The sequence below is a fragment of the Kitasatospora sp. NPDC088391 genome, from assembly GCF_044753345.1.
Classification (GTDB): domain Bacteria; phylum Actinomycetota; class Actinomycetes; order Streptomycetales; family Streptomycetaceae; genus Kitasatospora.
On record NZ_JBIVNB010000002.1, the window covers coordinates 787848 to 809278 of the forward strand.

Sequence of the window (21431 nt, forward strand, 5' to 3'; positions counted from 1 at the left end):
GGGGGAGGCGGCCGCCGGGGAGTTGACGTTCGATCACGGGTGAGACGAGTGAGAGGCCGCAGAGCGGTGGAGAACCGAAGCATGCCTACCCCGCCGCGGCGCCTCGGTGCGCGGCGGCGGCGGCCCGCCGTGCTGGCGATGGCGACGGCGTTGATCGCGGCCGGCGGTCTCGGCGGGGCGGCGCTGTACAACAGCAGCGGGCAGCGGATCGCGGTGCTGGCGCTGGCCCGGGACGTGCCGATGGGGCAGGTGTTGAGCGGGGACGACCTGACGGTGGCGCACATCGCGGGCGACCCGGCGCTGCACCCGCTGGACGCCCGGGACCTGGACCGGACGGTCGGGCTGCGGGCCACCACGGACCTGCGGCGCGGCGCGCTGCTGGTGAAGGCGGACCTGACCGGCGACCCGGCGACGCAGGCGGGCCAGCAGATCGTCGGGATCGCGGCCCGGCACTCCCAGCTGCCCGCGACCCGGCTGCAGCCGGGCCTGCAGATCCTGGTGGTGAACACCGGCGACGGCAAGGCCGACGGCACCACCCGCACCCCGGAGACGATGACGGCGGTGGTGGCGACGGTCGGGCGGCCCGACACCGACGGCAGCACGGTGATCGACGTGGCGGTCGGTCCGGCCGACGGGCCCCGGCTGGCGCTGTGGGTGGCGAGCGGCAAGTTCCAGGTGATCCTGGCGCCGCGGACGGCCGGGGGGAACTGATGACGGTGGTGGCCGTGCTCGGCGGGCCGGGGGCGCCCGGGGCCACCAGCAGCGCCCTCGCGCTGCTGCTGTCCTGGCCGCTGCGGCCGGGCCGCCGGGTGCTGCTGGCCGAGTGCGACCCGGACGGCGGCGCGGTGCTGGCCGGCGCGCTGGAGGGGCGGGTCGAGGCGGTGTACGGGCTGCGCAACCTCGCCGTCGCGGACCGCCGCGGCCTGCTCGCCGAGGCGCTCTGGGAGCAGCTGCTGGACGTCTCGCCGCAGGGCACGGGCGAGCGGCTGCTGCTGCCCGGCCTGACCGACCCGTCCCAGGCGCCCGGGCTCGCCTACACCTGGGAGCCGCTGGTGGAGGCGCTGCACGCGCTCGAACCGCAGGGCTACGACGTGATCCTGGACCTCGGCCGGTCCGGGGCGAACGGGCCGATGGCGGTGCTGGCCCGGCGGGCCGACGTGGTGGCCGTGACGGTCCGCACCACCCTGAGAGGGCTGTCGGCGGCCCGGCCGCGGCTGGCCGCGCTGCGCGAGGACCTCGACACCCACGGCACCGGCGCGGACGGCCTCGGCCTGCTGCTGGTCGCCGAGGGGCCGTACCCGGAGAACGAGGTGGCCCGGCAGTTCGGGCTGCCCGTGGTCGGGGCGCTGGCGCACGCGCCGCGGACCGCCCGGGTGCTGTCGGACGGTGGCGACACCGCCGACCGGCGCTTCATCCGCTCGGAGCTGATGCGCACCGCCCGCACCGCCGTCGACCGCGTCCAGCAGCTCGCCGAGGCCCGCCGCCACCGCGCGGCCCCGCAGTCCGCCGCCCGGCCCGCGCCCCCGCCGCAACTGCAGCCGCAGCCGCAGCCCCTGGCGCAGCCGCAGTCCCTGCCGATGCCCGGGCCGGTGTCGCAGCAGGCGCCGCAGCAGGTGCCGCAGCCGCAGTACGTCCAGCCCCAGCCGCCCCAACCGGCCTACCAGCAGCCGCAGTTCGACCCGCCGCAGCAGTTCGTCCAGGCGCAGCAGCAACTGCCGCCGCAGCCGCCGCAGTTCGGGACCGGGCCGGTGTCGGGGGCCCAATCGCCGTACCCCGCGCAGCAGTACGTGCCGCAGCCGGCCCAGCCGCAGGGCGGGCAGTTCACGGGGGAGTGGCCGATCCGGGTGGAGCAGCCGCCGCAGATCTCGTACACGGCGCCGTACATAGCGCCGCCGGCCGTCCCGCAGCCGCCCGCGCCCGCGCCGTTCCGGCCGGTGGACGCGCCGGGCGCCGGCGGGCCGGACGAGGACGGCGGCCCGGGGGAGGTGCACCGTGCGCGCTAGCCCGTACCAGGGGCCGCTGCCCCAGCAGCCCGTCAACGGCCAGGTGGTGCAGGGGGGTTCGGCCGACGCGGCCGGACTGCCCTGGGCCGGTCCGGCGTTCCCGCCGACCGGGCCGGTCCGGGTGCCGCCCGCGGACGCGGCGTCCGCCGTCCCGGCGCTGCCCGCCGCCGGCGCGCGCCCGGCCGTCGACCCGCAGGTGGCACGGGAGTTGAAGCGCCAGGTGGCGGCCGAGCTGCACCAGCAGCTGTCCCGGCTGAACCAGGCGTCCGGGAGCGAGGCCGACCGGGCGACCCGGCGGCAGCGCGGCCGGGCGCTGATCGAGGAGTCCGTCGCCCGCTGGTCGGACGCCTACGCGCAGGCGCACGGCATCCCGCCGACCCGCGAGCAGGACCGGGCGCTCTCCGAGGCCGTCTACGACCTGCTGTTCCGGGCCGGCCGGCTCCAGCCCTACCTGGACGACCCGGAGATCGAGAACATCCTGATCAACGGGTGCGACGACGTCTGGGTCTCCCGGGTGCACCAACCACTGCGCCAGGTACCGCCGGTGGCCGACACCGACGAGGAACTGGTCGAGCTGCTCCAGGACCTGGCCCGCCAGCACGGCGGCGGCGAGCGCAGCCTGTCCACCGCCAGCCCGATGCTGGCGCTGCGCCTGGAGGGCGGCATGCGCCTGCAGGCGATGACCGAGGTCACGCCGCGCCCGTACGTGGCGATCCGCCGCCACCGGGTGGCCAGCGCCAACCTCCGCGACCTGATCCAACTCGGCACCCTGGACAGCACCTTGGCCGCGTTCCTGGCGTCCGCGATCCGGGCCCGGAAGAACGTGATGATCACCGGGACGCAGGGCGTCGGCAAGACCAGCCTGCTGCGCGCGATGGCCGCCGAGATCCCGCCGGACGAGCGGATCGGCACCCTGGAGTCCGAGTTCGAGCTCTGGCTGCACACCCTCGGCCACCTGCGGCAGGTCGTCCCGATGGAGGCCCGCGAGGGCAACGGCGAACGCGTCGACGGGCGGCTGGCCGGCGAGCTGTCGATCGGCGAGCTGATCCCGGCGGCGCTCCGGATGACGCTGTCCCGGATCATCGTCGGCGAGGTCCGCTCCGCCGAGGTGGTGCCGATGCTGCGGGTGATGACCAACGGCGAGGGCGGCTCGATGTGCACCCTGCACGCCCGCGGCCCGCACATGGTGGTCGACCGGATCGCCGAACTCTGCCTCGAGTACGGCTCGCACATGACCGACACCCTGGCGTACCGGCTCACCGCCAACGCCGTCGACTTCATCGTGCACGTCACCATGCTCGACGAGACCGCCGTCGGCGGCCGCCGGCACCGCTTCGTCTCGCACGTCCTGGAGGTGGCCGGCCTCGGCGAGTCCGGCCGCCCCGCGATGAACACCGTCTTCGGACCGCGCCCGGAACTCGGCGAGGTCCGGGCGGTGCCCGTCACCCCGCCGCACTGCCTGGACGACCTGCGCCGGGCCGGCTTCGACGCCGGCCTGCTGTCCTCCCCCTACGGGACGTGGGGCGCGCCGCTGGCGCTGCGGATCGGCGGTCTGCGATGAGACGGACCGGCGGCGGACACGGGACGGGGAACGGGCGAACGGTGAGCGGGGAGATGCGCTGATGCTGCTGTACGTGCTGTGCGGACTGCTGCTGGCCGGCGGGCTGGTGGCGTTCGGCGCCGGACTGGTGGGACGCTCCGCCGCCGAGGAGGCGGAGCGCAACCCGCTGGAGGGACGGCTGCACACCCTCTGGTACGGCGCGCCCGGCACCGCCTCGCCCGGCATGGCCCGGCTGCGCCGGATACAGCTCGGCCTGGCCCTGCTCGGCGCCCCGGTGGGCTGGCTGTTCACCGGCATCCCGCTGATGGCGATGCTGGTGCCCGGCGCGGTCTTCGGCCTGCCCTGGCTGTTCGACGCGACGCGCTCCGACACCCGGCGGATCGAACGGCTGGAGGCGCTGGCCGAGTGGACGCAGCGCCTGTCCGACGTGCTGCTGCTCGGCGTCGGCCTCAACCAGGCGATCCTGACCAGCCGGCGCACCGCGCCCGCCGCACTGGAGACCGAGATCGCCGACCTGGCGGCCCGGCTGCAGGCCCGCTGGCGGCCCGAGGACGCGCTGCGGGCGTTCGCCGACCAGCTCGCCGACTCCACCGCCGACAAGGTGCTGGCCGCGCTGCTGCTCCGGGCCGGCGACAGCGGCCCCGGCCTGGCCCGGGCGCTCGGCGACATGGCCGAGTCGGTCCGCGAGGAGGTCCGGCAGCGCCGGGCGATCGAGGCCGACCGGGCCAAGCACCGCACCACCATCCGCTGGATGGTCGGCATCATCCTGCTGGTGCTGATCGTCGGCTCGTTCAACTCCGGCTACACCGAGCCCTACTCCAGCGGCATCGGCCAACTGGTGCTCGGCGTCGTCGCGTTGGCGTTCATGGCGGTGATCGCCTGGATGCGCTCGCTGGCCGCGCACACCCCGCTGCCCCGCCTGCTGGAACCCGACCGGCGCTCCAAGGCCGGCCGGCTGCCCGGCCAGCGCGCCGCCGAGGACGCCGCGGACGGCGGGGACACCGCCGACGGCGGAGCGACGACGGCCGGCGACGAAGGCGGACCGCTGCTGAAGGAGGCCCGATGATCTCCCCCTGGGCCGTGCTCGCGGGCGGCGCCGCGGCCGGCGGCCTGGCCCTGCTGCTGGCCGAACTCCGGCCCGCCCCACCGGACCTGGGCCAGGCCCTGGACCGGCTGCACCGCACCCCCGAGCCCCGCCGGGAGAGCGACCCGGTGGACGGGACGTCCTGGTTCGACCGGGTCGGCGAGCAGTCGCTGAAACTGCGCGGCGTCCGCGTCCCGCACCAGGAACTCGCCCTGATCGGCCGCAGCCCGGCCCGGTTCATGGCGCACAAGGTGCTGTTCGCGGTCCTCGGCTTCGCCCTGCCCGGCTACCTCGCCGCGATGGCCGCGCTGTTCGGCAGCGGCCTGCCGATCGCCGTGCCGCTGCTGGTCGGCCCGCTGCTCGGCGGCCTGCTCTGGTTCGTCCCCGACGGCATCGTCACCGGTGAGGCCAAGGAGGCCCGCACCGAGTACCTGCACGGCGTCGCCGCCTACCTGGAACTCGTCGCGCTGGAACGCGCCGCGGACTGCGGACCGGCCGAGGCGCTGCGCCGCGCCGCGCTGGTCGGCCGCGGCACCGTGTTCCGGCGCATCCACGACGCGCTGGAGCGCGCCGCCACCGACCGGCTCCCGCCCTGGGACGGACTCGACGCGCTGGCCCAGGAGTTGGGCCTCACCCCGCTCCAGGACGTCGCCGACATCATGCGGATCTCCGGCGTCGACGGCGCCTCCGTCTACGACACCCTGCGGGCCCGCGCCAAGAGCCTGCGGGCCGAACTGCTGTCCGAGGAACTCGCCAAGGCCAACACCGACAGCGAACGGATGGTCGCCCCCGGCTCCGCCCTGACCCTGCTGATGACCGTCCTCATCGTCTTCCCCGCGCTGTACAAGATGCTGTCCGTCCAATGAGCGCACCACGCACCCGCTCCGGACGGGCGGCGCCGCACCGCACCCCCCTCCCCACCCCCTCCCACGAGAACCCCGCACCAGGTCCTGGAGGCCACACCGTGACCCGAACCCGCAACCTGGCGGCCGCCGTTCTGCTGCCGCTCCTGCTGCCCGCCCTGCTGCCGTTCCAACTCCTGCGCCCCGTCCTGCAGTTCCGGATGGCGAAACTGCGTACCGCGCGCGCCGCCGGCGACCGCGGCGCGATCAGCATCGAACTCGCGCTCGCCGTCATCGTGCTGGTCGCGATCGCCGGCACCGTCGTGTTCGCCGTCACCCAACTCGGCACCTCGGTGCGCAGCCGCATCCCCGGCAGCGTCCCCGACGGCGGCAACAACCCGACGGCCGGCACGCATTGACCGCCGGCCCGCTCCGGCCCGTCGTCCGGACCGCCCCCCGGGCGCCCCGGCTCCGCGGACGGACGCCCGACCGGGGCGCGATGGCGATCAGCCTCGCCATCGTGTTCCCCGCCGTGCTGTTCGTCATCCTCCTGGTGGTGCAGGCCGGGCTCTGGTGGTACGCCGAGCAGGCCGCCCTGTCCGCCGCCCGGGAGGGCGTGGAAGCCGGGCGCGCCCGCGGGGCGGCGCCGAACGCCGGGCCGGAACGGGCCACCCTCTTCATCGACCGGTTCGGCGACCTGGCGACCCGCACCCGGGTCGAGCAGGGCGGCGCGAACGAACCGCGCTACCGGGTGACGGTCGAGGTCCGGCCGGCCTTCGTCGTCCCGTTCTTCGACGCCCCCACCATCAGCCGGACCGCCTCCGGCCCCTGGGAGAAGTTCGTCCCCGAGGGGCAGCCGTGACGGCCCGCCGGAGCACCGGGGCAACGCCGGGAGCCCCCGACCGGGGCTCGTTCGCCGTCGAAGCGGCCCTGCTGATACCGCTGATCCTGACCTTCGCGCTGATGGCGGTCGCCGCCGGCCGGCTCCAGACCACCGGCGCGATCGTCGACTCCGCCGCCCGCTCCGGCGCCCGGGCCGCCTCGCTGGCCCGCACCCCCGAGGGCGCGCGGCGGGCCGCCGAGGACGCCGTCGCCCAGTCGCTGGCCGAACGGGGCGTCAGCTGCGCCGCCGAACCCGTCGGCGACCCCGAGTACGGCACCGTCGGCGAGGACGGCGGCCAACTCACCACCGTCACCGTGCGGGTGTCCTGCACGGTGGCCTTCGCCGACCTGATGGAACTCGACGGCATACCGGGCCACCGGACCGTCACCGGCTCGTTCACCTCCGTGGTGGACCGCTATCGGGGAAACTGAGAGGAAGTCACCACATGCCGGTGGGAGGGACCGTGGACGAACGAGGCGTGAACGGGCGGGACCGGGGCAGCATCTCGGTCATGGTCGCCATCACCGCCGTCAGCCTGGTCGCCGTGGTCGGCCTGGTCCTCGACTTCGGCGGCCAACTGCGCACCATGGAACGGGCCGACGCGCTCGCCCAGGAAGCCGCCCGGATCGGCGGCCAGCAACTCGACATCGACCGGCTGCGGGCCGGCCAGGGCTACCACTTCGACCGCGCCGCCGCCGAGGACGCCGCACGCGCCTACCTGCGCGCCCACGGCATCACCGGCGACATCACCTTCCCCGACGGCCAGAACACCACCACGTTCAGCGTCGACTGCACCACCAGCTACCGGACCGCGCTGCTCGGCGTGGTCGACATCGACACACTCCCCGTGCAGGGCCACGGCAAGGCCACCCTGGTGCACGGGATCACCGAAGGGACGACCGGCTGATGGCCGCGCGCGGAGCCGAGGACCAGCACCGCAGGGGCCGCCGCGGGCGGCGCCCCGACACCGCCGTCCCCGCCGGGCGGCCCGGCCGACCCGGCCGGCCCGTGCCGCCCACCGGCCGGCCACCGCGCCGACGCGGCGCCGGCGGCTCCGTGCTCACCGCGCTCGGCGCCCTGCTGACGCTCGCCGTGCTGCTGGCCGGCGTACCCGCCCTGCTCGGCTACGGCACGCTCGCCGTCGCCGCGATGGGCGACCCGGTCCACGGCGACCTGCTCGGCGCGCTCACCAGCCCCGACGACGGCAGCCTGTTCCTGTGGCTGCTGGTCGGCATCGGCTGGATCGGCTGGCTGTGCTTCCTGTTCTCCGTCCTGGTCGAGATCCCCGCCCAACTGCGCGGCCGGGTGGCCCGCCGGATTCCCGCCTTCGGCTGGAGCCAGCGCGTCGCGGCCGGCCTGGTCGGCTCCGTCCTGGCCCTGCTCCCGGTGGCCGGCTCGGCCTTCGCCGCCACCCCCGAACTCCAGCAGCGCCCCGCCGCCGTCGCCCAGTTGACGTCCTCCCCGGCACTCGCCGCGCTGCCCGCCGCCGCCCCCGCCGGGGCGCTCGCCGCCGACCCGCAGCAGCAGCCCTCCTACACCGTCCGGGACTCCCGCCCCGCCGACAGCCTCTGGTCGATCGCCGAACGCCAACTCGGCTCCGGCGAACGCTGGACGGAGATCGCCAAGCTCAACGCCGGCCGCCCGATGGACGATTCGGGCACCCGCTTCGACGCCGACCGCCCGATCCAGCCCGGCTGGCAGCTGCTGATGCCCGCCGACGCCAAGCCCGACACCGGCCCCGGCGCCGTGCAGACCCCCGCCCAGGACCGCCCCGCCCCGCCCGCGCTGCCCGCCGCCCCCGCTCCCGCCCACGGCAGCGTCACCGTGCACTCCGGCGACTCGCTCTCCTCGATCGCGCAGCGCGAACTGGGCGACGGCGACCGCTGGCCCGAACTCTTCCAGGCCAACAAGGGCGTCACCGCCCCCGACGGCGAACGGCTCACCGACCCCGACGTGCTCGCCCCCGGCATGGTGCTCACCGTGCCCGGCGCCACCCAGGCCCCGCAGCCCCCCGCCGAGACCCCGGCCCCGCCCGCGCCCGCCCCGCAGACCGAACCGCCCGCCACCGAACCCCCCACTGGACAGACCCCGGCCCCGCAGCCGCCCGCCGCGCAGACCCCCGCCCCCGGCGCGGACGCCACCGCGGCCCCGGCCGACACCGCCGCCCCGCAGCCCGCCGCGTCCGCGAACCTGCCCGCCGTCCGCGACCAGCACCGGACCGAGCGCCCCAGCGACGACTACACCGTCCCGCTGGCCGCCTCCACCCTCGGCGTGCTGATGGCCGCCGCCCTGATCGGCCTGGTCTCCCGCCGCCGCACCGACCAGCAGCGGGCCCGCCGCCCCCGGCACCGGATCGCCCTGCCGTCCGCCGCCGCCGGCCACTTCGAGGCCGAACTGAAGGCCCGGCAGAACGAGAGCGGCCTCGAACTGCTCAACCGCGCGCTGCGCACCCTCGGCCGCAACGCCCTCCGCGGCGAGAAGCGCCTCCCCGCACTGGTCGCCGCCCGGATCACCACCGCCGGCACCGTCGAACTGCACCTCGCCGCCCCCGCCGTCCCGATCGCCCCGTTCCGGGCCGCGCACGCCCCCAACGTGTGGTGGTGCCCCGAGGACTCCAACGAACTCCTCTCGGTCGGCCAGGCCGCCAAGTACACCGCGCCCTACCCGGCGCTGGTCACCCTCGGCAACAGCCCCGACGGCTCCACCGTCCTCGCCGACCTGGAGACGGTCCGGCTGGTCCACCTCTCCGGCCACCCCGAGGACGCCGAGGACGTGCTGCGCACCCTCGCCGTCGAACTCGCCCACAGCCCGCTCGCCGACCGCCTGCACCTGCACCTGGTCGGCGTCGCCGCCGACCTCCCCGCGGCCGGCCCCGCCACCGACCGGGTGCACCACCACGCCACCCTGGAGGCCGCGCTGGCCGCCCTCGGCCCGCGCACCGCCAAGGCCCGCGCCATCCTGGTCGCCGCCGAGGCCGCCAACCCGCGCGAGGCCCGCAGCCGGGGCAGCGCCGACGAAGCCTGGGTGCCGGAGATCGTGCTGTCCGCGCAGCCGCCCGCCGGGAACCTCCCCGCCGAACTCGGCCGCCTGCTCGACGGCCGCCCCCGCACCTGCCTGGCCGTGCTCACCCGCGCCCCCGAGCGCGGCGCCGGACCGGTCGCCCGCTGGACGCTCCCCGCGACCGGCCCCGCCGCCCTGCCCGGCCTGCACCTCACCGTCGAACTCCAGCGCCTGAGCCGCGAACAGTACGACCAACTCGGCGAACTCGTCCGCAGCTCCGGCGACTTCACCCAGCACCCGGCCCCCGACTGGACCCTCGACGGACCGCACAACGGCCCCGAGGACGAGGCCGAACTCCCGCTGCCCGTCCCGGCCCTGGCCACCGTCGGCGCCGCGATCGGCGCCGGCCCCGGCGGCCTGCCCGACCCGTTCGGCGACACCCCCGTCCCCGCGGACGGCACCCTCGACGCCCGCCTGCTGGCCCTCCTCGGCGGCCCGACCGGCCCCGGCGCCGACCCGGACGGCGCGCCGACCGTGGTGCTGAACAAGCCGACCGGCCCCGCCGGCGCGCCGGACAGCACCCCGAACGGCGCCGCCGACCCCGGCCCGCGCCTGCTGGCCCGGGTCGTACCGGCCGGCACCAGCCCGTTCGCGGGCCTCGTCCCCACCGCCCCCACCAACCCCTACGCGGTCGCCCCGGTCACCCCCGTCCTGCCCCCCGCCCTCCCGCTCCCGCCCGCCGCCGAGCCCCGCCACGCGGCGAACGGCCAGGCCCGAAAGGCCACCACCCCGCCGCACGGCACCCCGCTCGACCCCCGCCTGACCACCCCGACCGACAGCGCCCGCCCGCTCGAACTCCCTTCCCCCGCAACGGAATCCGCCCCGGCCCCGGTGAGCGACGGCACGCAGGCGTTCGAACTGCTCCCGCCCGCGGCCCCGTTCGCTGCGGAGGTGGCCCCGGCCCCGGTGAGCGACGGCACGCAGGCGTTCGAACTGCTCCCGCCCGCGGCCCCGTTCGCTCCCGAGCAGGCCCCGGTGGGCGACGGCACGCAGGCGTTCGAGCTGCTGCCCCCGGCTGCCGCGTTCGCCGCCGAGCAGGCCCCGGTCGGCGACGGCACCCAAGCCTTCGAACTGCTGCCCCCGGAGGTGGCACCGGCCCCGGCGGGCGAGGGCACCCGAGCCTTCGAGCCGCCCGCGCCCGAGCAGAGCCCGGTCGGCGACGGCACGCAGGCGTTCGAACTGCTCCCGCCCGCCGCCGCGTCGACTCCCGAGCAGGCCCCGGTGGGCGACGGCACGCAGGCGTTCGAGCTGCTGCCGCCCGCGGCCCCGTTCCAGGCCCCGCCCGTGCAGGTCCCGCCGCCGTCGGCGGAACCGCTGCCCACCCACGACCAGGCGGTCGCGCCCGACCCGCGGGCGACGGCGGCCACCGCCCGCCCGTCCGCCCGCCCCGGCAGCGGGCCGTCCCGTACCGACAGCGACGACCTGCTGGCGATCCTGCGCTCCCCGGAGACCCACCACCTGCGGTCGGCGCCGCGGATCAGGGTCCTCGGCCCGGTCGACGTCCTGGGCGCGGCCGGCAGCGCCGACCCGGCCGGGCGGTCCCGGCTGACCGAGCTGGCCGCGTACCTGGCCCTGCGGCCCGGTTCCGAGCACACCTCGATCGACCGGGACATCCACCCGGGCGCGGCCCACCTCGACCCGCGGGCCACCGCCGAGCGCCTGGCCGAGCCGCTGCCCGCCAAACTCGCCGCGCTCGCGGGCTGGTTGGGGGCCTCCCCGGAGGGCCGCGACTACCTGGCCGCCGAGCCCGCCGAGACGTACACGCTCGCCCCGACGGTGAGCTGCGACTGGGACGAGTTCCGCGGCCTGTACCGGCGCGGCATGCGCTCCACCTCCACCACCGCCGACGCGGCCCTCGCGCACGCCCTGGCACTGGTCCGGGGTGCGCCGTTCGCCGAGTGCACGCCGGGGGCGTTCGCCTGGGCCGAGGCCGAACGCCAGGACATGCTGGCGGCGATCGTCGACACCGCGCACGAACTCGCCGCCCGCCGCCTCCAGTACGGCGACCACCGCACCGCCGAGGCCGCGATCTTCCGCGCCCTCGCGGTCGCCCCCGAGGTCGAGCTCCTGCACCGCGACCTGTTCTACGCCTACGCCTCCGCCGGCGCCCGCGACCAGCTCGTCCGCGCCGTCAACCGCCTCGACGCCCTCAGCCGCCGCACCGGCCGCGACCTCGACCCCGACACCGTCGCCCTCCTCCGCGACCTCCTCACCGGAGCCTGACCCCGACCCCTCCTGCCGGCCGACGGCCGACGACCGACGACCGACGGCACCGCCCCGATGCCCGGACCCGCGCGACCACGGCGCGAATCCGGGCATCGGCGCGCAACCGGCCCCGGGCAGGGGGCGGGATGTGCGAGGGTGGCGGTATGCCGCACCAGGACTCCTTGTCGGCGCTGCTGCCGACCGCCGCCGAGCAGGCCGAGCAGGACGCCCGGCAGACCGTGCTCGCCGCGCCGCTGCTCGCCGCGTTCACCTCCCGTCTGCGGGCCGCCGTGCCCGTCCTCGCGCTCTGGGCGCACGGCTCGCTGGCCCACGGCGACTACCGGCACGGCCGCAGCGACCTCGACCTGATCGCCGTCCTCCCGGACGTCCCCGACGACCGGCTGCGGGAGGAGATCGCCGCCCTGCACGGGCAGTTGATCGCCGAGGACCCGGACGCCGGGAAGCTGCACTGCTCCTACCCGGCCCGCGCCGGGCTCGCCGACCCGGCCGCCGCCCACTTCACCTTCGCCCAGGGCGAGCCGATGGACCGCCCGGTCACCGTGGTCTCCCGGCGCGAACTCCTCGACGGCGGGCTGCTGCTGGCCGGGGAGGCGCCCGAGGCGCTGCTGCCGCCGGTCGCGGACGAGGCGCTGCGCGCCCACCTGCGGGCCGACCTGCGCGACTACTGGTACCCGGTGACGGCCCGCCCCGAGCCGTGGCAGCGCGACATCTGGGTCGACCACGGCCCGGTCACCGCCGCCCGGGCCGGGATCGCACTGCGCACCGGACGGCTGGTCACCAAGCGCGAGGCGATCGCCGAACTGCCGTCGCTGGGCGCGCCGTCGGCCCTGGTCGCGGACATCGCGGCCCGCCGCTACGGCGTCCCGCCGACCCTCACCGCCGAGCAGCGGACCGAACGCGCCGAGCAGGCGCGGCTGTTCACCCGCGCCGCGATCGAGAAGGCGCTGGCCCGGGAGAGTTGAGGCTCAGCCGGTGGCGGCCGCGCCGAACAGCGCGGTGAGGCGGGGAAGCCGGGCGGCGGTCTGCTCGGGCGTCCAACTCGGCCCCACCGCGTCGGCGTTCACGGGGGAGTCGTGGCCCAGCTCCTCCAGGGCCTCCTCCCACCCGTCCTCCTCGCCGGTCAGTTGCTCGTACGCCGACTGGCCGCAGTAGTCCAGCTCCTCCCAGTCCGGGAAGTACCGGTCCGCCCACTGCCCGTACGGCAGGGCGGCGAGCCGGCGCAGCGCCGGGTGGTCGGCCAGCGCGTCCGGGTCGTGCACGGCGAGGCGGTGCGCGTCCCGGCCCAGGCCGACCAGCCAGGCGTGGAAGTACCACAGCCCGTCGTCGCTGACCCGCCCGCCCAGCACCACCTTCGCCAGCGCCAGGGTGGCCGAGGTGTCCAGCGGCGCGCGCGCCTCGTCCAGTCGCAGCTGGAACTCGACGGCCTCGGCCGGCCCGAGCTCCACCAGCCGCGCCACGACCGCCGCCGCCCGCTCCCCGTGCGCGCCGCCGTCGCCGCCCGTACCGCTCGACTCGACCAGCTTCCAGAATCCGTCCAGGTCCATGGCCGGCATCCTCGCACCCGCCGCCGACGGCGGACGGCCTTGACTTCAAGCTTGCTTGAGGTTCCAGGATGGTGCCGCGGCCGGACGGACCGGCCCGCGGACGGGGTGGAGGCATGATGCGCGCGGTGTGGTTGCGGGAGTTCGGCGGACCCGAGGTGCTCACTCCGGGGGCCGCCCCCGACCCGGTGCCCGGCCCCGGACAGGTGCTGATCGAGGTCGCGCACGCCAACCTGACCTTCGTCGAGACCCAGTTCCGCGCCACCGGCCTCGGCCCGTTCACCGCCGCCCTGCCGATGATCCCCGGCAACGGCGTCGGCGGCACCGTCACCGCCGTCGGCCCCGGCACCGACCCCGCCTGGACCGGACGGCGCGTCGTCTCCTCCACCGGCGGCAGCGGCGGCTACGCCGAACTCGCCGCCGTCCCCGCCGACGGCCTGCACGAAGTCCCCGACGGCCTGGCCCTGGACGCCGCCACCGCGCTGCTCGCCGACGGCCGCACCGCCCGCCTGCTGCTGGAGACCGCCGCCCCCGCGCCCGGCGAACGCGTCCTGGTCCTGGCCGCGGCCGGCGGCGTCGGCACCCTGCTGGTCCAGCTCGCCACCGCCGCCGGCGCGCACGTCCTCGCCGCGGCCGGCGGCCCCCGCAAGACCGCCCTCGCCGCCGAACTCGGCGCCGCCACCACCGTCGACTACCGGCAACCCGACTGGACGGCGCCGCTCGCCCCCGTCGACCTCGTCCTCGACGGTGTCGGCGGCCCCCTCGGCCGGGCCGCCGCCGACCTGCTCCGCCCCGGCGGCCGCCTGCTCAGCCACGGCCTGGCGAGCGGCAGTTGGACCGACCTGCCGCCCGCCGAGGCCGCCGCCCGCGACCTCACCGTGCTCACCCTGCGCCCCACCCCCGAACGGGTCCGCGCCGCCACCGCGCACGTCCTCGCCGAGGCCGCCGCCCACCGGCTGCGCCCCGTCGTCGGCCGCCGCTTCCCGCTGGAACGCGCCGCCGACGCGCACCGCGCCATCGAGGCCCGCGACACCCTCGGCAAAACCCTGCTGGACGTGCACGCCTGACGGTCCGTCAGGAACGGCGGCGAAAACCCGGTCGTGCACGGCGCGACCGGGCCGTTAGCATCCCCGCATGTCAGAACAGCCCTCGTCGAACCAGCCCTCGTCGAACCGGCCCGCGCCCGCCCGGCCCACCCCGCCGCGCCCCGTGCACCCGCCGCGCCCGAAGCCGGGCGACCGGATCGCGATCGTCTCGCCCGGCTTCGCCGGCCCCGGCGCGTTCCCGCTCCCGCACGAACTCGGACTGCGCCGCCTGCGCGAGGAGTTCGGCCTCGAACCCGTCGAGTACCCCGCCACCCGCAAGCTCGACGCCACCCCCGAGGAACGCGCCGCCGACCTGCACGCCGCGTTCACCGACCCGACCGTCACCGTCGTGATGGCCACCCTCGGCGGCGACGACCAGCTCACCGTGGTCCCGCACCTCGACGGCGAGTTGATCCGCGCCCACGCCAAGCCGTTCTTCGGCTACAGCGACAACACCAACCTGCTGGACTTCCTCTGGCGGCACGGCGTCGTCTCCTACCACGGCGCCGCCGTGATGACCCAGCTCGGCCGCCCGCGCCGGGTCCACCCGCTCACCGCCGACTCGCTGCGCGCCGCCCTGTTCGACGGCGGCCCGTACGAGTTCACCGAGGCCGCCGACACCAGCACCGAGAACGGCAGCTGGGAGGACCCGGAGACCTTCGACCGCGAACCCGCCACCGAGCCCGCCACCGGCTGGCACTGGCACCGCCCCGACCGGGTCGTCGAAGGCCCCGCCTGGGGCGGCAATCTGGAGATCCTGCACTGGATGGCCGCCGCCGACCGCCTGCTCCCCAACGACGCCTACGCCGGCCACGTGCTGTTCCTGGAGACCTCCGAGGAACTGCCCAGCGGCACCGAGGTGTTCCGGATGCTGCGCAACCTCGGCGAACGCGGACTGCTCCGCCGGTTCCCCGCCCTGCTGATGGGCCGCGCCATGGCCTGGTCCTTCGAGCACCTCAACGACGCCGGGCAGCGCGCCGACTACCGGGCCGAGCAGCGCGCCGCCGTGCTGCGCGCCCTCGACGCCTACGCCCCCGACACCATGGCGGTGTTCGACGTCGACCTCGGCCACACCGAACCCCAACTGGTCGTCCCGTACGGCGGGACCGTCCGCGTCGACGGCCCGGCCCGCCGGATCACCGCCACCTACTGAGCCGCCACTGCCCGCCGGGCTGTTGCGCACCGGAACGACGCCCGCCGGGATGCCGGTTGTCGGTCCGTCGGTTGTCGGTCCGTCGGTTGTCGCGCCGTCACCCACCGGGCTGTTGCCCATGGGGCGAGGCCTGCCGCTGCCGCCGCCGGGCCATCGCCGCCGCAGCGGCCTCGGCGGCCGTCCCCGGCGGCCGCAGGCCGAGCCGCTCGGCGAGCAGCGCCGACCACGGGGCGAGGTTGCCGCGCGGCGAGGCCAGCAGCTCGGCCAACCGCTCCGCCCAGCCCGGACGGCGCAGCAACTCCAGTAGCCGAGAAGCGAGTTCGGCCCGCACCCCGGGCGGCCAGCCGGCCCGCGCGGTGTCGCCGTCCGGGTCGGCGAGGTCCGCGGCCAGGGTGAGGACGGAGGTGCAGCGGTCCACGGTCGGGGCGAGCCGGACGACGCGGTCGGCGTAGTGGGCCAGCAGCGGCAGCCCCTGCTCCAGGGCGGACAGCGTCGGGCCCATGCCCGCGCAGCCCGTCAGCGTGCGCAGCAGCCGACCGGCCTGGTCGACCACCTCGCTCCCCGCCGCCGGATCGGCCACCGCCCGGTCCACGGCCGCCGCGACCACCGTCCGGGCCGCGTAGTACCCGCCGAAGTCGCCGTCGTCCACGGCCCGGCGGCGCAGCCAGGCCACGGCCGCCGGATCGGCCGGACGGTCCGGGTCGGCGAGCGGGTCGCGGCCGCCCCGGTACCAGGGCAGCCGGGCCCGCGGGTCGGCGAGCCGCCCCAGCGCCTCCAGGAACGGGACGCGGGCGGTGCCGGTGGCCTCGTCCGCCAGTTCGGCCAGCACCGGCGCCGGCGCGGGCAGCCGCTCCAGCGCCCGGGCCGCGAGGACGCCGAAGGGCGACCCCCGCAGGGCCGCCGCCCGGAGCAGCGGGACGTCCTCCGCCACCGACGTCTCCGCCAGCAGCGCCAACCCGGCCAGCACCGCGTTCCGCCCGCCGCCGTGCCCGACCAGCCACCGGCCCACCGTCCGCAGCCGCTCCGCCGGATGACGCCCGACCAGCGCCCGCAGCGCCGGATCGGGCCAGGACGGCACCGGCACCCCGGTCAGGTCCGTGGCCAGCAGCCGCAGCGCGACCGGCGTCAACGGCCCGGCCAGCCGCGCCTCCAGGACGCCCGCCGCCTCCGCCGCCTCCGCTGTCGCCGTGCCCGTGCGGCCGGGGGCGGTCACCGCGGGACGCCGGACTCGTTCCTCTTCATACGGCCGATCCTCGCACCGGGACCGGACCCCGGACAAGGCCCCGGCCGGCACCCGTTCCCCGTCCCGCCCCCGTCTCGCCCCCGTCCCGCCACCGCTTCGTCCCCGCCCCGTTCCCGGTCCGGGCGGACGGCCCGACCTGCGGGGGCCCGCTGGCCCGGGCCGCAGTCGACCACGTATCGTGGCCGAGATCGAAGTGTGGTGCCCGGCACCACGGCGGACAGGCACGACGTCGCAGCGCGGCGGCGACACGGGGGCGGTGACCGAACGGTGGCTGACGTGGCATCGACGGCCGGCGACGGGCCGGCGGGGGCCGACGCGGAGGAGACGATCAAGCTCCCCGGCCCGCCGCCGTTGGAGAAGACCGTCGAACTCCCGCCGGGCAGCGACCCGTTCGCCACCTCCATCAACCTGGTGCTGCCGCCGCTCCCGGACGCGCCGCTCACCGGCACGCTCACCATCCCGCTGCCCACCCCCACCCCGGCCGGTGGCACGCCCGTCCCGCCGCCGCCCGCCGCGCCGCCCCTCGCCCCGACCCCGGCCCCGGTGGCCGCGCCGACCCCCGCCCCGGCCCCGGTGGCCGCGCCGGCGGCCGTCGCGCCCGGCATCGGCAACGGCCTGCGCGGACGCATCCTGGTGATCGAGGGCGGCTACGGCGGCGGCCGCCGCTGGGGCCGCGGCGGCAGCGCGCACGCCCCCGTGCTGTCCACCGCGCTGGCCGGCGTCGCCCCGCAGATCCTGCTCTCCGCCGACCAGGTCGACGCCGTCCACCTGCCCGGCGCCAACGACCCGCAGACCGTCCTCGCCCACCTGCGGGCCGCCGCCCGCCACCCCGGGCCGCTGCTGGTCCACCTCGGCGGCCACCTGATCACCGACCGCCGCGGCGAGCAGCTGTTCCTGTCGCTGCGCGAGAACAAGACCTCCGAGAGCCTGCCCTGGTCGGCCGTCGCCAACGAACTGCGCCACCGCGGCACCGAACTGGACACCCTGGTGATCGGCGACCTCAGCGCCGACCCGGTGCTCTGGCCGCAGCTCGCCGCCACCGCGGGCAAGCAGCTCGCCGACGGCGTCCCGCTCTGGGCCACCGTCAACCACGACCCCGACCAACTCGGCACCTTCACCCGGGCGTTGATCGAGACCCTGCACCGGGGCCGCCCCGGCGCCGAGCCGACGCTCACCCCCGAGCTGATCCGCCAGCAGGTCCACTCGGTGCTGCGCGCCGACACCGTCGTCATCACCGCGCACCCCGCCGACCGCCCGTACTTCCGCAACACCGCCCGCCAGATCGGCCCCGGCGACCCGAACGCCGCCCCGCCGCCCGGCGCACCCGGCGCCCCGGCCGGACGCGCCGTCCCCCCGCCGCCCGGCGGGACGTTCGGCGCCGGACTCCACCTCGGCGCCGGCGGCCCCGAACCCGCGGCCCGGCCCCGGCTCGCCCCCCGCTGGACGCCGCGCGGCCTGGTCTCGCTGCGCAAGCCGGGCGTGCCCGCCACCCCGCCGCGCCCCCGCATGATCGTCTCGCTGGTCAAGGGCGAACCGATGGTCCCCGCCGACCTGCCCCTGGTCGACCTCGACAAGCCGACCACGGACGCCGCGCCCGAACCCGCCGTCCGCCTCGGCAAGGACGCGCCCGACAGTGCCGCCGCGCCGCAGCCCCTGGTCGAACTGGCCAAGGGCACGGACGGGACCGCCGGGGCCGCAGGAACTGCCGCAACCGCAGCCGCCGCAGCCGCCGCGGTCGACCCGGCGGCGGCGACCGTCCCGCTGTCCGAACCGGCCGTCCGCCTCGGCAAGGACGCGCCCGACAGCGCCGCCGCCCCGTCCGCGTCGTCCGCCCCGTCCGGGGCGTCCGTCCCGCTCGTTCCGCTCGCCAAGCAGCCCGCCCCCGCCCCCGCGCCCGCCGCCGACGCGGCGGACCGGACGCCGCCCACCGACTACCTGGAGGCGATCGGCGAGATCGTCCGCAGCGCCGAGGCCGGGCAGCACGAGCACGCCGCCACGCTGGCCCTCGCCCTGGAGCAGAAGGCCGTCGGCGTGTACGGCGTCCTCGCGCCCGTGGTGCTGCAGGTCCGGCAGGTCCGCGCGCACGTCTCGCGGGTCGCCGGACTGCCGTCGCTGGCCGCCGAGTTGTACCGGCAGGTCGCCGTCGCCCTGCTGCAGACCGACGGCCCCGACGACCCGGAGACCCAGCGCGCCGCGACCAACGCCGAAGCCTGCTGGCGCGCCGTCAAGGACCCCGCCGAGGCGATCCGGATCGCCCCCGACATCATCGAACTCCGCGCCCACCTGCCCGGGCCGGACAACCGCAAGCTCCGCGCCGCCGAACGCCACCTGCGCCAACTCGCCGAGGCCAAGGCCGCCTCCGAACAGCCGGGCTGAGCCGAGGGCCCGGTCGGCCCGGGGCCGGTCGCTCCGGGTCCGGCCGGCCCGGTCAGCGGACCAGCAGGTCGACGAGGCCCGCCAGCCCCTCCCGGCCGTCGCCCAGGGCGAGCCGGCGGCGCATCAACGCGAACCAGGGGGCCAGCAGTTCGGGGCTGACGCCCTGCTGTTCGGCGGTGGCGAGGAAGGTCGGGATGCCCGCCACCTGCATCGCCAGGCCGGAGGTGACGCCCGCCGTCAGGTCGCCGCCGCGCAGCTGCGCGGCGGTGCCGTGCACGGACGGGGCCGTCGCGGCGAGCCAGTCGGCGAGCAGCGGAGCGAACCCCACTGGGTCGATCCCCGCCGTCCGGACCAGCGCGAACGCGTGCGCGGCGCCCCCGAACATGCCGTACATCGCGCTGAGCAGGGCCACGTCGTACAGGGCCGCGAGCCCCGGGTCCGCGCCGAGGTAGCGGGCCCCGGCCGGGACGGCCAGCACCTCCCGGTGCCGCTCGAACAGCTCCCGCGAGCCGCTGTACAGCACGAAGGCCCCGGCCCCCGGGACGCCGATCATCGGCGGCACCGCCATGATCCCGCCGTCCAGGTGGCGGGCGCCCCGTCCGGCCAGCCACCCGGCCCGGTCCCGGGCCTGCGCGGGCGTCCGTGGTCAGGTCGACCACGTCCCGGCCGGTCGGGTCGACACCGGCCAGCACCTCCCGGACGGCGGCGTCGTCCGCCAGGCACAGCACCACCGGACCGCCCGCCGCGACCGCCTCGGCGGCCGTCCCCGCCACGACGGCCCCCGCCCCGGCGAGCGTCGCGGCCGGCCCCGCCGTCCGGTTCCAGACCGTCACCCGATGCCCGGCGGCCAGCCAGGCCCGGCCCAGCGCACCGCCCATCGCCCCGAGGCCCAGCAGCACCACGGGCGCCTTCTCCACTGCGTTCGGTGTCATGCCGATTAGGCTGGCCCCGGGCCCGGCAGTGATCAAGTACGCACTTCGAGGTGGGTGGTTACCCCGGGGTGAGCGAGCAGGTCGGAAGGAGGCGGGGCATGACGACGCTGAACCGTCCGGGCACACCGGACGGGCACCTGTGCGGGATCGACGCCGCGATGGAGGTCATCGGCGGCAAGTGGAAGGTGCTCGTCCTCTGGGCATTGCACGAGCACCCGCACCGCCGCTTCGGCGAACTGCGCCGCCTGCTGCCGGGGATCACCGAGAAGGTGCTCGCCTCCCACCTGCGCGAACTGGAGGCCGACGGCATCGTGCACCGCCGCTCCTACGACGAGGTCCCGCCCCGGGTCGAGTACGCGCTGACCGAGGACGGCCGACGCCTCAACGACGCACTCGCCCCCCTCTCCGCCTGGGGCCGCACCCGCCGACCCCAGCAGCCCCCACCCCCGGCCGGACCGTCCGAGGAGCGGTGAACGGCCTTCCCGCCCAAGTGGGTTCGGGAACCGCCGGGCCCGCCGACCACCGGGGCCCGGGGCCCGGCCGGGATCAGCGGTCGACCGACCAGGGGGCATCCGGGGGAGCGGCGCCGACGGGACGGTGTCCGCCCTGTTCCCCCGGTCGGAACGCCACCCGCCCTAGCGGGCGCCGCCGTTGACGTACAGGGTCTGCCCGCTGACGTACGAGGCGTCCTCGCTGGCCAGGAAGGCCACCACGGAGGCGATCTCCTCGGGGCGGCCGACCCGGCGCAGCGGGGTGCGGCCCGCCACCTCGGTCTGGTGCTCCTCGGGGGTGGCGCCGACCCGCTCGGCGGTCGCCGCGGTCATCGAGGTGGCGATGTAGCCGGGGGCGACGGCGTTCACGTTGATGTTGAACGGGCCGAGTTCGATCGCCAGGGTGGCGGTCAGGCCCTGGATTCCGGCCTTCGCCGCCGCGTAGTTGGCCTGCCCGCGGTTGCCGAGCGCCGAGCGCGAACTCAGCGAGACGATCTTGCCGTACTTCTGTGCGACGAAGTACTTCTGCGCCACGTGCGCGCAGTTGTAGGCGCTGGTCAGGTTGACCGTCAGCACCGCGTCCCAGTCCTGCTTGGGCATCTTGAAGAACAGGTTGTCGCGGGTGATCCCGGCATTGTTCACCAGGATGTGCACCCCGCCCAACTCCTCGACCACGGCGGCGAACACGGCCTCCACCGCGTCGTAGTCGGCGACGTCGCAGCCGAACGCCCGCGCGGTGCCGCCCGCCGCCGTGATCTCCTTCACCGTGCCCTCGGCGCGCTCCGCCGAGAGGTCGACCACGGCCACCGCCGCGCCCTCCTCGGCCAGCCTGCGCGCGGTCGCCGCACCGATGCCCTGCGCGCCGCCCGTCACCACGGCCACCTTGCCGTCGAACCTGCCCACTGCCGTCTCCTGCCGCTGTCGCCGATGTTCCTGGTACTTCTGGTACTT

General features: G+C 76.8%; 18 protein-coding genes and 1 pseudogene. 15 read left to right on the forward strand and 4 right to left on the reverse strand.

Translation table 11 applies throughout. The features are described from left to right. The first annotated feature begins 81 nt into the window (after positions 1-81). The 11 genes from ACIQBJ_RS07920 to ACIQBJ_RS07970 all read left to right on the forward strand — a co-directional run bounded on the left by ACIQBJ_RS07920 (position 82) and on the right by ACIQBJ_RS07970 (position 12621). Positions 82-711, forward strand: coding sequence for an SAF domain-containing protein (locus ACIQBJ_RS07920; RefSeq protein WP_400705359.1), 630 nt, complete (start codon positions 82-84; stop codon positions 709-711). After that, positions 711-2003, forward strand: coding sequence for a hypothetical protein (locus ACIQBJ_RS07925; protein ID WP_400705362.1), 1293 nt, complete (start codon positions 711-713; stop codon positions 2001-2003). The genes ACIQBJ_RS07920 and ACIQBJ_RS07925 overlap by 1 nt, the downstream gene beginning before the upstream one ends. Beyond that, positions 1993-3564: a CpaF family protein gene (locus ACIQBJ_RS07930; protein WP_400705365.1), complete on the forward strand. Its 1572-nt coding sequence runs from the start codon at positions 1993-1995 to the stop codon at positions 3562-3564. Before ACIQBJ_RS07925 ends, ACIQBJ_RS07930 begins: the two co-directional genes overlap by 11 nt. 61 nt (positions 3565-3625) lie before the next feature. Continuing rightward, positions 3626-4630 carry a type II secretion system F family protein gene (locus ACIQBJ_RS07935; protein ID WP_400705368.1) on the forward strand — a complete coding sequence of 335 codons (1005 nt, stop codon included), beginning with the start codon at positions 3626-3628 and terminating at the stop codon, positions 4628-4630. After that, the gene (locus ACIQBJ_RS07940) at positions 4627-5514 is read left to right on the forward strand and encodes a hypothetical protein (RefSeq protein ID WP_400705371.1); all 888 of its coding nucleotides are present in this window, start codon (positions 4627-4629) and stop codon (positions 5512-5514) included. The genes ACIQBJ_RS07935 and ACIQBJ_RS07940 overlap by 4 nt, the downstream gene beginning before the upstream one ends. Positions 5515-5612: 98 nt before the next feature. Beyond that, entirely contained in the window at positions 5613-5909 is a 297-nt protein-coding gene (locus ACIQBJ_RS07945) for a hypothetical protein (protein WP_400705374.1), read from the forward strand. A gap of 80 nt (positions 5910-5989) precedes the next feature. Beyond that, positions 5990-6352, forward strand: coding sequence for a TadE family protein (locus ACIQBJ_RS07950; RefSeq protein WP_400705377.1), 363 nt, complete (start codon positions 5990-5992; stop codon positions 6350-6352). Continuing rightward, complete coding sequence (locus tag ACIQBJ_RS07955) at positions 6349-6804, forward strand: TadE/TadG family type IV pilus assembly protein (protein WP_400705380.1); 456 nt, start codon at positions 6349-6351, stop codon at positions 6802-6804. The genes ACIQBJ_RS07950 and ACIQBJ_RS07955 overlap by 4 nt, the downstream gene beginning before the upstream one ends. Before the next feature lie 32 nt (positions 6805-6836). After that, a complete protein-coding gene (locus ACIQBJ_RS07960) occupies positions 6837-7280 on the forward strand; it encodes a TadE/TadG family type IV pilus assembly protein (RefSeq protein WP_400705383.1) in 444 nt (147 codons plus the stop codon). Beyond that, entirely contained in the window at positions 7280-11656 is a 4377-nt protein-coding gene (locus tag ACIQBJ_RS07965) for a LysM peptidoglycan-binding domain-containing protein (protein WP_400705386.1), read from the forward strand. Before ACIQBJ_RS07960 ends, ACIQBJ_RS07965 begins: the two co-directional genes overlap by 1 nt. Positions 11657-11802: 146 nt before the next feature. Beyond that, a complete protein-coding gene (locus ACIQBJ_RS07970) occupies positions 11803-12621 on the forward strand; it encodes a nucleotidyltransferase domain-containing protein (RefSeq protein WP_400705389.1) in 819 nt (272 codons plus the stop codon). Between the two features lie 3 nt (positions 12622-12624). Here the strand turns inward: ACIQBJ_RS07970 and ACIQBJ_RS07975 are convergent, their stop codons facing one another. Continuing rightward, positions 12625-13203, reverse strand: coding sequence for a DUF4240 domain-containing protein (locus ACIQBJ_RS07975; RefSeq protein WP_400705392.1), 579 nt, complete (start codon positions 13201-13203; stop codon positions 12625-12627). 113 nt (positions 13204-13316) lie between these two features. Between ACIQBJ_RS07975 and ACIQBJ_RS07980 the strand changes: the two genes are divergently transcribed. Both ACIQBJ_RS07980 and ACIQBJ_RS07985 read left to right on the forward strand, forming a co-directional pair. After that, positions 13317-14267: a zinc-binding dehydrogenase gene (locus tag ACIQBJ_RS07980; protein WP_400705395.1), complete on the forward strand. Its 951-nt coding sequence runs from the start codon at positions 13317-13319 to the stop codon at positions 14265-14267. 67 nt (positions 14268-14334) lie between these two features. Continuing rightward, complete coding sequence (locus tag ACIQBJ_RS07985) at positions 14335-15438, forward strand: S66 peptidase family protein (RefSeq protein WP_400705398.1); 1104 nt, start codon at positions 14335-14337, stop codon at positions 15436-15438. A 97-nt stretch (positions 15439-15535) separates the two neighbouring features. Here ACIQBJ_RS07985 and ACIQBJ_RS07990 read toward each other — a convergent pair whose 3' ends face one another. Next, a complete protein-coding gene (locus ACIQBJ_RS07990) occupies positions 15536-16651 on the reverse strand; it encodes a hypothetical protein (RefSeq protein WP_400705401.1) in 1116 nt (371 codons plus the stop codon). Positions 16652-16957: 306 nt separating this feature from the next. On the opposite strand from ACIQBJ_RS07990, the gene ACIQBJ_RS07995 reads away from it, so the two are divergent. After that, the gene (locus ACIQBJ_RS07995) at positions 16958-19057 is read left to right on the forward strand and encodes a hypothetical protein (RefSeq protein WP_400705404.1); all 2100 of its coding nucleotides are present in this window, start codon (positions 16958-16960) and stop codon (positions 19055-19057) included. A 52-nt stretch (positions 19058-19109) separates the two neighbouring features. Here ACIQBJ_RS07995 and ACIQBJ_RS08000 read toward each other — a convergent pair. Beyond that, a pseudogene (locus ACIQBJ_RS08000) lies at positions 19110-19989 on the reverse strand (NAD(P)-dependent oxidoreductase). A gap of 98 nt (positions 19990-20087) precedes the next feature. Here ACIQBJ_RS08000 and ACIQBJ_RS08005 point away from each other — a divergent pair. Continuing rightward, positions 20088-20462, forward strand: a complete 375-nt coding sequence (locus tag ACIQBJ_RS08005; protein WP_400705407.1) for a winged helix-turn-helix transcriptional regulator — start codon at positions 20088-20090, stop codon at positions 20460-20462. 162 nt (positions 20463-20624) lie between these two features. On the opposite strand, the gene fabG is transcribed toward ACIQBJ_RS08005, so the two are convergent. Then, positions 20625-21383 (reverse strand): 3-oxoacyl-ACP reductase FabG, encoded by a 759-nt coding sequence (gene fabG, locus ACIQBJ_RS08010; protein WP_400705410.1) that lies wholly within the window; start codon positions 21381-21383, stop codon positions 20625-20627. Positions 21384-21431: the final 48 nt, after the last annotated feature.

Excerpts from the sequence above, each read along its gene's own strand:
- ACIQBJ_RS07920 (WP_400705359.1), top strand. The coding sequence starts at position 82 with ATGCCTACCCCGCCGCGGCGCCTCGGTGCGCGGCGGCGGCGGCCCGCC.
- ACIQBJ_RS07925 (WP_400705362.1), top strand. The coding sequence starts at position 711 with ATGACGGTGGTGGCCGTGCTCGGCGGGCCGGGGGCGCCCGGGGCCACC.
- ACIQBJ_RS07935 (WP_400705368.1), top strand. The coding sequence starts at position 3,626 with ATGCTGCTGTACGTGCTGTGCGGACTGCTGCTGGCCGGCGGGCTGGTG.
- ACIQBJ_RS07940 (WP_400705371.1), top strand. The coding sequence starts at position 4,627 with ATGATCTCCCCCTGGGCCGTGCTCGCGGGCGGCGCCGCGGCCGGCGGC.
- ACIQBJ_RS07950 (WP_400705377.1), top strand. The coding sequence starts at position 5,990 with ATGGCGATCAGCCTCGCCATCGTGTTCCCCGCCGTGCTGTTCGTCATC.
- ACIQBJ_RS07965 (WP_400705386.1), top strand. The coding sequence starts at position 7,280 with ATGGCCGCGCGCGGAGCCGAGGACCAGCACCGCAGGGGCCGCCGCGGG.
- ACIQBJ_RS07970 (WP_400705389.1), top strand. The coding sequence starts at position 11,803 with ATGCCGCACCAGGACTCCTTGTCGGCGCTGCTGCCGACCGCCGCCGAG.
- ACIQBJ_RS07975 (WP_400705392.1), bottom strand. The coding sequence starts at position 13,203 with ATGGACCTGGACGGATTCTGGAAGCTGGTCGAGTCGAGCGGTACGGGC.
- ACIQBJ_RS07980 (WP_400705395.1), top strand. The coding sequence starts at position 13,317 with ATGATGCGCGCGGTGTGGTTGCGGGAGTTCGGCGGACCCGAGGTGCTC.
- ACIQBJ_RS07985 (WP_400705398.1), top strand. The coding sequence starts at position 14,335 with ATGTCAGAACAGCCCTCGTCGAACCAGCCCTCGTCGAACCGGCCCGCG.
- ACIQBJ_RS08005 (WP_400705407.1), top strand. The coding sequence starts at position 20,088 with ATGACGACGCTGAACCGTCCGGGCACACCGGACGGGCACCTGTGCGGG.